This window comes from Variovorax paradoxus, from assembly GCF_024734665.1.
Lineage (GTDB): Bacteria > Pseudomonadota > Gammaproteobacteria > Burkholderiales > Burkholderiaceae_C > Variovorax.
Map to the genome: position 1 here is coordinate 1,601,288 of NZ_CP102931.1, position 12,294 is coordinate 1,613,581.

The window sequence follows — 12,294 nt, forward strand, 5'->3', positions numbered from 1 at the left end:
AAACCTATGACCCACAGTTCACGCCGCCAGTTTCTCGTTCAAGGCACCACCGCCGCTGCCGCCATCGCATTGCCCGGCTGGGCGTCCGCGCAGGGCCGCCCGGTGCTCAAGGCCGGCGACCAGAAGGGTGGCCTGCGCGCGCTGCTCGAAGCGGCGGGCGGGCTCGAAGGCCTGGGTTACGACATCCAGTGGTCGGAGTTCCCGGCCGCTGCGCCGTTGGCCGAGGCGCTCAATGCCGCTGCGGTCGATTCCGGCCCCATCGGTGATGCGCCGCTGATCTTCGCGCTGGCCGCGGGCACGCGCGTGAAAGCCATCGGCGCGAACCGTTCCGACTCCTATGGCACGGCTGTACTCGTGCGGCCCGATTCACCGCTGAAGACCGCTGCCGACCTCAAGGGGAAAAGCGTCGCGACCAATCGCGGCTCCATCGGTCACTACATCACGCTCAAGGCCATCACTGCGGCCGGCCTCAAGCCCGAGGACGTGAACCTGCGCTTCCTTGCGCCGGCCGATGCCAAGCTCGCGCTCACGCAGGGCTCCGTCGATGCCTGGGCCACATGGGAGCCCTACACCGCACTGGCCGAGGTCAGCCACCATGCGCGCGTGCTGGTCAGTGGGCGAGGGCTGCTGCCGGGCCTGAGCTACCTCGCGGCGACCGATAGCGCCATCACGGCCAAGCGGCCGGTGCTGCAAGACTTCCTGCAGCGCGTGGTGAAGGCCCAGATCTGGTCATACCGCAACGTCGACGCCTACTCGGCCGCGCTGGCGCGCATCATCGGCATTCCGCCTGAGGCGGCGAAGCTGCAGTTCGAACGCCGGCAGCAGAAGTGGGTGCCCATCGACGCGCAGGTCATCGCCGATCAGCAGGGCACCGCAGACTTCTACCGGCAGGTCGGGCTCATCAAGCAGCCGCTTGATGTGAAGGGCACTTTCGACACGGGCTTCGGGGTGGCGGCTGGCTAGTGATGCCCAGGCGCGCCGGCCTTCACCGAGTGCTCTGCCGCGGAGGCAGTAACGGCCGCGGTGCCCGCCTCCAGCGAACACCATGCTGCCGAAGGTTTGCCTGCTTCCAGCGAACACCACGCTGCTGCAGGTTTACCTGCCTCGAGCGAACACCATGCTGCTGAAGCCTTGCCCGTCTCGAGCGAACACCATGCTGCCGAAGGTTTGCCGACCTCCGCCGAACACCATGCTGCTGCAGGCTTGCCCGCCTCAAGCGAGCACCATGCGGCCACATCCTTGGCCGCCTCGTGTCGGGGCGCGGGCGTAGGCTCGCCGAATTCCTCGACAGTCAGGCGTTGCATCTCCAGGAAGGCCGCCTGCAGCGCCTGGGCATCTTCCTCGCCGCGCAGGCCGAGGTACGGAAAGTGGTGCAGGAAATAGCCGAAAGTGGTTTCGCAATCAGCTGCGTACTTTCTCGTGTCGAGGATGTGCATGTGCCAGAAGCGGTCGACGTCCTGCTCTGGAGCGAGCGTCAGGTCGGGATGCTTGGCGTGCAGTATCAAGTAGCGCTTGTAGGCCACTTCCATCTGATCCGCGTAGCCTGCCGACCAGCCGTAGCCGTCCTCCTTGCGGCAGGCCTTGAACTTGATCGGTGTGAGGTCGAGCGCATTGATCGCGGTGATCGTCTGCTCCAGTGTCTTGCCTTGAGTGGAATGAACCATGAATGCTCCTGTTGAGTTGCTGGAAGGTCCGAGCGAACGTGCCCGGTGAAGATTGCTCCGAAGGCTCGGCCGTCAGACCACTACCGATGGGGCAAATTGGTTGCGCAGGTGACGCGCCATGAAATCGCGCGCCTCGTCGGCGGGTACGGGCTTGCACAGCCAATAGCCCTGGGCCTCGTCGCATCCGTGGCTGCGCAGGTAGTCGAGCTGGGCTGTGGTCTCGATGCCCTCGGCCACCACCTTCATCCGCAGCCCGTGGGCCAGGGTGATGATTCCGTCGATGAGCGCTCGTGCGTCGGGGTCTTGCGAAAGGTCGTTGATGAAGGAGCGGTCGATCTTGACCGTCGACAGCGGGAAGTGCTTCAAGTAGGAGAGCGAGGAATAGCCCGTTCCGAAATCGTCGATGGCGAGCCTGACGCCCATGTCCCGAATCGTGCGGAGCAATTTCGCCGCATGCTCGGGGTTCGCCATCACCGCGCCTTCGGTGATTTCCAGTTCCAGCAGCGACGGCTCCAGGCCCGAGACTTCCAGGACGGCCCGTATGTCGGCGATGAGCGTGCGGCTTTCGAATTGGCGCGGCGACAGATTGACGCTCACCAACACCGCGGGCAAACCGTATTTCTGCCACGAACACGAATCGGCGCAGGCCCTCTCCAGCGCCCACTTGCCCATCGACACGATCAAGCCGATCTCTTCGGCGATCGGAATGAACTGCATCGGCGGAATCATGCCCAGAGCCGGATGGTGCCAGCGCATCAGCGCCTCGACGCCGACGATGCGCTGGGTCTGCAGATCCATCTTCGGCTGGTAATACATTTCCAGCTCGCCACGTTCCAGGGCATGGCGCAGCGCGCTTTCCAGCATCAGCTGCTCGGTACTCTGCGCGTTCATCTTCGCTGCGTAGAACCGGTAGGTGTTGCGGCCTTTTTCCTTGGCGCGGTACATCGCCGTGTCGGCATTTTTCAGGAGCGCTTCGGCATCCGCGCCGTTCTCCGGATAGACGCTCACGCCAACGCTTGCGCTGACGTGCAGTTCGCGCCCCTCGATCACGAAAGGCTCGGCGCAACAGGCCAGCACCTTTTCGGCGAGCACCTCGGCATCTTTCGGGCCGGACAGGTTCTCCAGCACCAGCACGAACTCATCGCCGCCAAAACGCGCCACGACGTCGGTATCGCGCAGCAGCGCCGTGAAGCGCTCGCCGCAGATCTTGATCATCTCGTCGCCCACGCCGTGGCCCAGCGTGTCGTTGATGTGCTTGAAGCGATCCAGGTCGACGAACATCACCGCGAACTGCCTCTGATGGCGGTTGCTGCGCCTGATGGCACGGGCAAGCTCGTGCTGCAGCGCGGCGCGATTGAGCAACCCGGTCAATTCGTCGTGGCTGGCGATGAAGCGAAGACTCCGCTCGGCCCGCTTGCGTTGCTTGTACTGGGCGATCTGCAAGGCGATCACACGCAGCGACTCCAGCGTCTCCGTGTCGGCAACATACGGATTGCAGCCAAAGAGTTCCAGCGCAGTGGTCGCATCGGAGGCGACCATCGGCACGATGAGGCCGACGGTCAGCCCGGCCTGGCGAGCCATCGCATCGCGCGTGAAATGGCTCGGAGCCGCCAGCGTGTCGATTCGCACGACGCCGCCGATCCCCCAGGCGCGGCCCAGCGAACCTTCGTTGGGCCGGTAGGTGAGCGACCGGCTGGCGCTGACGAATTGCTGCACCGCCGGGTCGTTGTCGGCATGCCAGGCCGCGGCACAGCGAGCCAGGCCGTCGTCGCCAACGCTCCACAACGCGCCGCAGTCCCAGCGCAGATCGGTGCATACCGCCTCCAGCGCCAGTGCAATCACCGTCTCGGTCCTGCCGTCGCCGGCAAGCAGCCGGGCGATCTTGTACTCGAGCTTCTGGCGCAACGCATCCTTGCGCGGCTGCGTGGCGTCGCGCACGGTGCCGCGCACCAGTCTCCTGCCTTCATCGTCGGCCGACTGCACGATGACGTGGAGCCAGCGTTCGGTGCCATCGGGCAGGCACAGACGGTGCTCGAATTCGCTGCGTTCCGTGGACCGGGAGGCCATTGCGATGCGCTGTTCGACCGCGAAACGCTCTGCGGGCGGAATGCGCAAGAGCAGCGTTGGCAGGTCCGGCGGCAAGGGGCCCGCCTCGAAGCCCAGGATGCGCCGGGCTTCTTCGGAGCATTGCAAGGCTCCGGTTTCAGGATCGAGGATCCAGCTGCCCAGGCTTGCCAGATGCTGGGCCTCCTCCAGCTGCCGTTCGCTCCTGCGCAGGTGGCTGGTCATCCTGTTCGCCAGGACCTGGGCCCGGCTGCGTGCGGTGGTCAACGAAAAGACGATGCCCGCAAGCAGCATGCTGGTGGCCAGGCCACCGAGGACGATGAACCACGGGATGGCCTTGTCGAGCGGGCCGAGGACCTGGTTTTCATCCTGTCTGACCTCCACAAGCCAGGAGTGGCCGCCCAACTCGAAGCCGAGCATGCGCTCGAGGCTGTGCGCCGGTGCGGCAGCGGGCTTCGCCAGGGCCGCGCTGTCGAACAGCAATTGCCGCTCGCCGAATGGGGTTGGCGTTACAAATCTGGTCTCGATACGCGTCCCGATCGCCGCCTTACCCGGCCCGGCACCGATCAGGCGCAACCGGAACGTCCTCGCGGCGTCGGCACCGACCACATCGCTCAGCATCCCCGCGATGCTGAAGCCCGCGCCGACCGAACCGATGTAGGCAGTGCGCCGCTGCTCGAGCGTATCGAGCGGTTGTCTCGGGCGATAGACCGGCAGCCGCATCGCCAATCCAATGTCGGACTCGCGACCCGGGATGCGGACCTTGCGGCCGGACATGACGAGCCCGCCGGTGTCGCGCCCCTGCTCCAGCGCGTCTCCTCTGTTGGGCATCGCGCCCAGGTCATTGCCGAGCAGCTTCTCGTTGCCGCCCTGCGGTTCGACGTAGATCAGCGGGTAGTAGGTGTCTCGCCCACCGGGCGGCTTGATGGCGAAGCTGGAGGCAACGCCGGCGTCGAGGCTGGCATCACCGCGGACTCGTTCCTCGAAGGCGTGCTTGTCGTTGGCCGCGATGCGGGGCGCATAGTTGACGGCCTGGAAACCGGGGTAGGCGCTCGCCAGGTTCAGCCCCGCGACGTAGTCCCTGAAATCGCTTCGCGTCACGGCCTCGGAGGTGTTGAATCGCGCACGCAGGCCGATCAGGACGGCAATGTAGTCGTCGAAGCGGGCTTCGACCTTGCGTGCCAGATCGAAGGCGGTTGCGTCGAAGCGCGCCTGGGCACTGCGCCCGATCTCCTGGTGGGCGGAGACACCGAGGGCGATCGACAGTGCCGTGCCGGCCACGAAAATTACCAGCGGCAAGCGAATCCTGACCCAGACGGACACTGACATCGGATTTGATCCTGTCGTTGGTACAGGCCGGTTAGCTCTGTATGCGGCGATGCGGCACGGCAGAGAACGCAGCAAGTTGCTTCGTTGCCGCAATATATATGGCTGGCGAGAGAGCGTCACGCAATTCGTTACAACAATATCAGGACATGCTCTGGACGGCTTGCTCCGAATCAGAATGCTTAAGTTTTAGTTCGAACAAATGTGGAGCCGGCATTCGGGGAAGAGAGAGCGGCTCTTCCGGCAACCGACTGGAAGCAATGTTGAGCGCCGCCGCACCGGGCGGTGTTGAGATGGATCAAGCGCCGCTTCAACCTGTCGATTCGCAGCGCGGTGGTTGATCGCCCGGCGCAACGACGACGCTTCCTGTGCTCGCGCCCCGAAACAGAAGCGCCAAAACGAAAACGTAGCCAAGTCCAAGACTCGCATAGATGCGTCCCCCGGAAGCGGGGCGCCGCTCGCTAGAGTTGTTACATGATTTCTGCCACCGACACCCTCTACGCCATTGCACCCGCGCCCGTTCACTCCCTGCCCATCCAGGGCGAACGCGCACGCTTCCCGGTCAACCGCATCTTCTGCGTGGGTCGCAACTATTCAGAACACGCCCGCGAAATGGGCCACAACCCCGACCGCGAGCCGCCGTTCTTCTTCATGAAGCCGGCCAGCGCCATCGTGGCCGACGGCGGCGAGTTCGCCTATCCGACGCTCTCGAACGACGTGCACCACGAGATCGAACTGGTGGTCGCGCTCAAGACCGGCGGATCGAACATCGCCGCTGCCGATGCGCTCAGTCACGTGTACGGCTATGCCGTCGGCCTCGACATGACCCGCCGCGACCTGCAGGGCGAGGCCAAGAAGATGGGCCGCCCCTGGGACACCGGCAAGGCCTTCGACGGCTCCGCGCCCTGCGGCGAGTTGGTGCCCGTGGCCAAGGCCGGCCACCCGGCTACCGGCGAGATCCGCCTCGAAGTGAATGGCGCGCAACGCCAGGTCGGCGACCTCGCCGACATGATCTGGAACGTGCCCGACACCATCGCCTACCTGTCGACCCTGTTCACGCTGCAGCCTGGCGACCTGATCTTCACGGGCACACCGGCCGGCGTGGCGGCCGTGCAGCGCGGCGACCGCATGCGCGGCAAGGTGGCGGGCGTCGGCGCGCTGGAAGTCGTGGTCGTCTGAGCCTGAAGACAGTCCGCGCATCGGACCTGCCGGGCCTGGCCGCCTCGCGTGGCCGCAAGTTGGCGTACCCTCGCGGGCAGACGCCTGCCGCCACGCCCGTTCCGATGCGCCCCTCTCCCTCCACGTCCGTTCGCACCTACGGCATGCACGAGCGTGCCGACCACCTCGACTTCGACATCCGCTTTCAGGGTGCGCGCAACGAACTCACGCTGCCGCACCGGCATGCGTACTTCCAGATCCAGATCGGCATCGAAGGCAGCTCTCAGCAGGCCATCGGCGGCGAGGTGCGTCCCTTCGGGCCGCGCCACCTGAGCTTCGTACTGCCGTACCGGGTGCACGTGATTCCGCATCCGCCCGAGGCGCTGTACTGCATCGTCAACTTCGACCAGCGCTTTTTGTGGCCCGAGCTCGAGGTCGATGCGCTCGATCTCGACGACGTGTCGCTCGCGCGCTACCCCGACCTCGCGCCCTTCCTGTTCCAGGAGTACGTCGACTTCGCCTTCGACGACGCCGACTTCGCGCGCATCCGCGGCTGGCTCGACGAGCTGCATGCATTGAACGCGGGCCGCAACTTCGGCGCCAAGATCGCGATGCGCGGCATCGTGCAGCAGATCATCGGGCTGGCCTGCATGCGGCAGGAGCAGGCGCTGATGCGCCTTTCACTCCAGCACAACGGCAAGACATCGCAGCGCGACGCGTTGCAGCGCGTGGTGCGCTACGTGCGCGACAACCTCGACAAGCCGCTGTCGCTGACCGATGCGGCCGCCGCTGCGTTCCTCTCGCCCAACTACCTCGCCAACCTGCTGCGCAAGGAAACCGACCGCACCTTCACCGACCTTGTGACCGAGCGGCGCATCGAGCGGGCGAAGGAACTGCTGTCGTCCACCTCGCTGCTGGTGCGGGAGATTGCGCACCAGTGCGGCTTTACCGACGAGGCGTATTTCAACCGGCGCTTTCGGCAGTGGGTGGGTAGCACGCCGCGCAACTTCCGGCGCGACCACGTGGTGAATACGCGAGGTTGATTTCCCTCGGATCAAGTCCTCGACTGATCAGGCCTGGGTCACGCCGTCGATGGGACTTACGTCGCCTACGAACTGCAGCAGGTCCACCATCGTAAAAGTCCCAGGCGTGCGCGAGGGAAGAGTCGGCGTCCAGTCGGGGCCTTTCTTCCAAAGGTAGGACTCATGATCGCCGTGGACCAAACCGATGAAGACTTCCGCCACGATACGCGCGCCCACAGGCCCCAATCGCTCGCCGCCCTCTCTGACCGACGCTTCCTTGAGGATGTAGTACCACAAGGGCGTCTGCTCATGTAGTCCCTGCGCCTTGGCCACCGCGCCGTCCGTGCCGGACGAGATCTCGGCGCTTGTCAAAGGGTTGGGCACTTCCATTGACTGCGCAACCGATTGGCCTGAAGGCAGTCCGAGCATCACGCCCCGCTTCAGGTTCAGGAACGGCAGGCTGGCACCGCCAGGCAGCGTATGCAGCGTCTTGACGACGAAAGGATCGATGCGCCGCGCATGATTGAGCGTGACCCCTGGTGGGTTGTTGCCGAAATCGTAGAAGCGCCGCCAGTCGATGATCCAGTTGCTGGCGAGCTTGCTTATCGGAGTCGGAGCGGTGAGCGGATTGGGCGCCAGGTCACCCACGATGCCACCTGAGAGGCCGGAGAACGCGAAGAGAAGTCCCAGCGAGGCGGGTGCGAGCCCGCCCGGGGTGAAGACTCTGTTATGGCTGTAGACCTCCCGAACCATGCTGTGTCCGAGCCGGTAGGCCGCACCGGAGAACTCCACGGGCATGTAGGGCGTCTTCTTGAACCGGTAGAACTGGCGGCCCTCGTTGAGAACGCGAGCCACGATGCCGTCTTCGGTGAGCCGTTCCACGAAGTCGTGCAGCACGAGCCATTGATAGTGCCAAGTCACCTCGCGCCGGGCTTGAAAGAAGAGCTCGGCGGGCGTGGGAGCCGTTGGCGAAGCCATCAGCAGGTCCACCACCTTGTTGTGGAACTTCATGAAGGCCAGATGAGTTTGTGCGACCAGCAGGTTCTCGTCATTGCGATGGTCGCCGATCAAGGCCTGGCCCTCGGGGCTTCTCGGAAGGTCGTTGGGGAACACGCCAGGTATGTCGGCCGCATTCTGTTGAAAGCCCAGGGTGGTCTTGCCGATCAGCAGCTTCGCGCTCGGCGCGTTGTTGGGGCCGCGGGCGTAGAGGTGCGGGCTGCCGTCCGGACCTCGCCCATAGATCGAGTCCAGGTCCAGCGCCGGCGTCCTGAAGTTCTCGACCCCGGTCGGGTCCTCCAGCTTGTCGCCGATGGAGGTCAGATCCAGCGTGATGTCGTGGTCGACGAACTGGCCCAGATAGGTGAACCCCGCCGGCACTCGTGCGTTGTCTGCGCTGCTGTTGTCGTCCAGCATTGCAGCGGCGAGCGCCTTCAACTTGTCGTCGGAAACAGAAAGAGGCGCCAGGTGAGGGAACATCCGGCCGAACATGCCCGGGTCGCCATGCCCAGCGAGCGCATCCAGCGATCCTTTGGTGGGGTGGCGGCCGGCTCGGCCGTGCTTGGGATCGACACCGATTTCATCAGTCATGACGAATTCCTTTGCTTCGTGTGTGGGGCTTCGAGCAACATGATCGGAGCGGGTTTGCATCCTACGGAGCGGCAGAAGAATTCATATACGCTGCTCGCGGTAGGCCGGTTGTTTGCGATAGACCGGTTGCGCTAGGAAAGTTCTACAACGAAGAACTCACTCAATAGCCAGGTTCTTTGTTGGGACCGTCCAACCTTCCTGCCGCGCGTGCGAGTTGCGACAACTGCTTCACCAGCGGCTCGAATAGCTCCGCCGGCGTGTTGCCATACCCCAGCACCAGCCCGTTGTCCGACGGCGTGGGCTGCAGCGCGAAGCCCGATAGCGGTGTGGGCGCAATGCGATGGCGCAGCGCCTTGGCCGCGATAAGTCGATCGTCATAGCGCGCGGGTAGACGCACCGTCAGATGTAGGCCGCAGTAGCCACCGTCGATCTCGTGTAGCACTTTGAAATGTTTGTTCAGCGCGAGCCGCAACGCTTGCTGCCGGTCGCGGTAAAGCCGGCGCATGCGGCCCAGGTGCCGGCTGAACTGCCCGCTCTCGATGAAGTCGGCCATGGCCAGTTGCTCGTGGCGGTGCCCGCCGCGCAGCATCTCTTCCAACGGCGCCTGCACAGCAGACATCAACTGGGCAGGCAGCACAAGAAAGCCCAGCCGCAGCGACGGAAACATCGTCTTGCTGAAGGTGCCGACGTAGAGCACGGGTGCGTCGTCCACCAGCCCCTGCATCGCGCCGATGGGCTCGCCCGTGTGGCGGAATTCGCTGTCGTAGTCGTCCTCGATGATCCACGCGCCATGCCGGCGGGCCTGCGCGATCAGGTCGAGGCGGCGCGCGATGCTCAGCACGGAACCGACCGGGTACTGGTGCGAGGGCGTGGTGTAGATCAGCCGGGGCGGGTGCTTCTGCCAGTCGCGTTCGCTCACGCACAGGCCTTCAGCGTCGACCCGTACGGGCACGATGCGCATGTCGCCCGCGTGCATGGCAGCCTTCACGCCGCGGTAGCCCGGGTCTTCGACCCAGCCGATGTCGCCGGGGTTGGACAGCAGCCGCACGCACAGCGAGATGGCTTCCTGTGCGCCTTCTGCAATGACGACCTGCTGCGGCTCGCAGCGCACACCGCGTGCCACCGAAAGGTGCCGTGCGATGGCCGCGCGCAGCGCTGATTCGCCCAGCGGATCGCCATAACCCAGCGCGGCAGAGCCGGCACTGCGGATCGCCCGGTCGAGCGCGCGCCGCCATGCGGCCGACGGAAAGTGCGACAGCGCGGGCACGCCGGGGCGCAGTGCCATGTCTGTCTCGGCGCGTGACACGCTGGGCTTGATGTTCGAGAGGCGCAGCGCGGTGGTGGGCGTGCCGGCTGGCCTGCCTGCGCGCTTTGGTGGAAGGGCGGGCGACGAAAGCTCGGTCACGCGCGTGCCCTGTCGGTCGGGCCGCACATAGCCCTCGGCCGCCAGGTGCTCGTAGGTTGCGGTGACGGTGTTGCGCGAGATGGCGAGCGCCTCGGCGAGCGCGCGCGAACCGGGCAGGCGACTACCCGGCGCAAGGCTGCCGTCGAGGATGGCGCGCTTGAGCCGGTCGTGCAGCTGGCGCTGCATCGAACCGGCGTCGCGCTCCTTCACGAGCGGAGATTCGAGCAGAGCAGTGGAGGAGGGGATTGGGCGTGGCACCATGGAATAAGGCATGCGTGGCACTTTCATTGGAGCCACGATGCGGGTACTTTACGTCCTCCGACCTTGCCGCTCCAGTTTTTCAGAAAGACACCCGCATGCCAGTCCGCCATAACGAATTCGGCCAGTCCATCGGCCCAGACCTGCCCGAATGGACCCCGCGTTCCCTGCCGCCGCGCCGCCCCCTCGAGGGCCGCTTCTGCACCCTCGAGCCGCTCGATGCAGCAAAGCACACCGACGACCTGTACGCCGCCTATGCGCAGGCCCCGGACGGCCGCGACTGGACCTACCTGGGCGTGGAGCGGCCCACCGATATCGACAGCACCCGGGCCTACGCCGAGCGCATCGCGAAGAGCACCGACCCGATGCACTTCGCCGTCATCGACAGGCAAAGCGGGCGCGCCGTCGGCTCGCTGGCGCTGATGCGCATCGACCCCGCCAATGGCGTCATCGAGGTAGGAACGGTCAATTTTTCGCCGCTGCTCAAGCACACGCCGATGTCCACCGAGGCGCAATACCTGCTGATGAAGCTCGTCTTCGACGAACTCGGCTACCGCCGCCACGAATGGAAGTGCGACAACTTCAACGAACCTTCGAAGCGCGCAGCCCTGCGGCTGGGCTTCCAGTACGAAGGACTCTTTCGCCAGGCCGTGATCTACAAGGGCCGCGGCCGCGACACGGCGTGGTTCTCGATCATCGACAGCGAGTGGCCGGCGTTGCGCACCGCCTTCGAGCGCTGGCTGGCGCCCGAGAACTTCGATGCGCAGGGCAGGCAGCGCATGTCGCTCGACAAGTTCCGCCTGCCTTCCTGAGCCTGCATCGTCACTGCGTACCGGGCGCAGGCAGCACCTTGCACAGGAAGTCGAGAAAGGCACGCACCACCTCGGGCAGCGTGCGCCCAGCCAAGGTCTGCAGCTCGACCGAGCGCGCCCGCATGCCGCGCTCGCGAATCTCCGCGGCATGCAACTCGCCGCGCCGCACGCGTTCGCGCACCGTGATCTCGCCGGCAATCGCAAGGCCGCCGCCGTGCAGCACGAAGCTGGCGAGCGCCTCGAAACGGTTGCTCACCAGCGCGGGCTCGAACACCACGCCGCGGTTGCTGCAGGCCACGTCGAACAGCTGGCGCACGGTGGTGTCCGGCCCCGACAGCCCGATAGGAAACGGCAGCATCTGCGCCAGCGTCACGCTGCGCTGCTTCGCCAGCGCATGGTCGGGCCGCATCAGCGCGAACACCGAGGCCGCCTGGCGATGCGACACCCGAACGCCCTGTACCGCGGCGCGGCTGTAGGTGAGGCCGATGTCGGCATCGCCGAGCAGCACGGCTTCGGTCACGTCGGCGGGGTCGCAGGCCTCCAGCTCGAACTGGATGCCGGGGTGCAGCGCGCGGAACGCGACGATGGCCTGCGGCAGGAACTCGTTCGCGAAGCCCGACGAGCAGGCGATGCGTACATGCCCGCGCTGCAGGCCTTGCAGTCCCTGGATGTCGGACACAACGCGCTCGGCTTCCAGCGCACCGCGTCGCGCGTGCGCCGCCAGCAGTTCCCCGGCTGCGCTGGGCGCCATGCCGCGCGGGCGGCGCTCGAACAGTGGCACGCCCAGCAACTCCTCGAGCATGGCCACCTGCCGGCTGATGGCCGATGCACTGACGTTGAGGCGCGCGGCCGCTTCGGTCAGCGAGCCACCGCGGACCACCTCGAGAAAGTAGCGAAGCGAGGTTTCCTGCAGGCGATGGGAGGACATGGCGGCGGACGCGGGTTGGCTGCGTTGCAAAAAAAGCAAAGATATCGCGAAAAATCGGCAATTGTTCAAA

The 12,294-nt window shown here is 65.5% G+C and carries 9 protein-coding genes; 4 read left to right on the forward strand and 5 right to left on the reverse strand.

Translation table 11 applies throughout. The features are described from left to right. Window positions 1-6: 6 nt before the first annotated feature. Window positions 7-963, forward strand: a complete 957-nt coding sequence (locus tag NWF24_RS07460) for an ABC transporter substrate-binding protein (protein WP_258353633.1) — start codon at window positions 7-9, stop codon at window positions 961-963. Here NWF24_RS07460 and NWF24_RS07465 read toward each other — a convergent pair. Then, window positions 960-1,664, reverse strand: a complete 705-nt coding sequence (locus NWF24_RS07465) for a hypothetical protein (protein ID WP_258353634.1) — start codon at window positions 1,662-1,664, stop codon at window positions 960-962. The genes NWF24_RS07460 and NWF24_RS07465 overlap by 4 nt on opposite strands. A gap of 72 nt (window positions 1,665-1,736) precedes the next feature. Then, window positions 1,737-5,057, reverse strand: coding sequence for a bifunctional diguanylate cyclase/phosphodiesterase (locus tag NWF24_RS07470; protein ID WP_258353635.1), 3,321 nt, complete (start codon window positions 5,055-5,057; stop codon window positions 1,737-1,739). 471 nt (window positions 5,058-5,528) lie between these two features. Here NWF24_RS07470 and NWF24_RS07475 point away from each other — a divergent pair, with 471 nt between their 5' ends. Both NWF24_RS07475 and NWF24_RS07480 read left to right on the forward strand, forming a co-directional pair. Next, window positions 5,529-6,233 (forward strand): fumarylacetoacetate hydrolase family protein, encoded by a 705-nt coding sequence (locus NWF24_RS07475; protein WP_258353636.1) that lies wholly within the window; start codon window positions 5,529-5,531, stop codon window positions 6,231-6,233. Window positions 6,234-6,337: 104 nt separating this feature from the next. Next, the gene (locus tag NWF24_RS07480; RefSeq protein ID WP_093179601.1) at window positions 6,338-7,255 is read left to right on the forward strand and encodes a helix-turn-helix transcriptional regulator; all 918 of its coding nucleotides are present in this window, start codon (window positions 6,338-6,340) and stop codon (window positions 7,253-7,255) included. Between the two features lie 27 nt (window positions 7,256-7,282). Here the strand turns inward: NWF24_RS07480 and NWF24_RS07485 are convergent, their stop codons facing one another. Both NWF24_RS07485 and pdxR read right to left on the reverse strand, forming a co-directional pair. Continuing rightward, window positions 7,283-8,821, reverse strand: coding sequence for a peroxidase family protein (locus NWF24_RS07485; protein ID WP_258353637.1), 1,539 nt, complete (start codon window positions 8,819-8,821; stop codon window positions 7,283-7,285). Window positions 8,822-8,981: 160 nt separating this feature from the next. After that, window positions 8,982-10,487 (reverse strand): MocR-like pyridoxine biosynthesis transcription factor PdxR, encoded by a 1,506-nt coding sequence (pdxR, locus tag NWF24_RS07490; protein ID WP_258353638.1) that lies wholly within the window; start codon window positions 10,485-10,487, stop codon window positions 8,982-8,984. A gap of 95 nt (window positions 10,488-10,582) precedes the next feature. Between pdxR and NWF24_RS07495 the strand changes: the two genes are divergently transcribed. After that, window positions 10,583-11,296 carry a GNAT family N-acetyltransferase gene (locus NWF24_RS07495; protein ID WP_258353639.1) on the forward strand — a complete coding sequence of 238 codons (714 nt, stop codon included), beginning with the start codon at window positions 10,583-10,585 and terminating at the stop codon, window positions 11,294-11,296. Window positions 11,297-11,306: 10 nt separating this feature from the next. Here the strand turns inward: NWF24_RS07495 and NWF24_RS07500 are convergent, their stop codons facing one another. After that, window positions 11,307-12,224: a LysR family transcriptional regulator gene (locus NWF24_RS07500; protein ID WP_258353640.1), complete on the reverse strand. Its 918-nt coding sequence runs from the start codon at window positions 12,222-12,224 to the stop codon at window positions 11,307-11,309. Window positions 12,225-12,294: the final 70 nt, after the last annotated feature.

Excerpts from the sequence above, each read along its gene's own strand:
- NWF24_RS07460 (WP_258353633.1), top strand. The coding sequence starts at position 7 with ATGACCCACAGTTCACGCCGCCAGTTTCTCGTTCAAGGCACCACCGCC.
- NWF24_RS07465 (WP_258353634.1), bottom strand. The coding sequence starts at position 1,664 with ATGGTTCATTCCACTCAAGGCAAGACACTGGAGCAGACGATCACCGCG.
- NWF24_RS07470 (WP_258353635.1), bottom strand. The coding sequence starts at position 5,057 with ATGTCAGTGTCCGTCTGGGTCAGGATTCGCTTGCCGCTGGTAATTTTC.
- NWF24_RS07475 (WP_258353636.1), top strand. The coding sequence starts at position 5,529 with ATGATTTCTGCCACCGACACCCTCTACGCCATTGCACCCGCGCCCGTT.
- NWF24_RS07480 (WP_093179601.1), top strand. The coding sequence starts at position 6,338 with ATGCGCCCCTCTCCCTCCACGTCCGTTCGCACCTACGGCATGCACGAG.
- NWF24_RS07485 (WP_258353637.1), bottom strand. The coding sequence starts at position 8,821 with ATGACTGATGAAATCGGTGTCGATCCCAAGCACGGCCGAGCCGGCCGC.
- pdxR (WP_258353638.1), bottom strand. The coding sequence starts at position 10,487 with ATGGTGCCACGCCCAATCCCCTCCTCCACTGCTCTGCTCGAATCTCCG.
- NWF24_RS07495 (WP_258353639.1), top strand. The coding sequence starts at position 10,583 with ATGCCAGTCCGCCATAACGAATTCGGCCAGTCCATCGGCCCAGACCTG.
- NWF24_RS07500 (WP_258353640.1), bottom strand. The coding sequence starts at position 12,224 with ATGTCCTCCCATCGCCTGCAGGAAACCTCGCTTCGCTACTTTCTCGAG.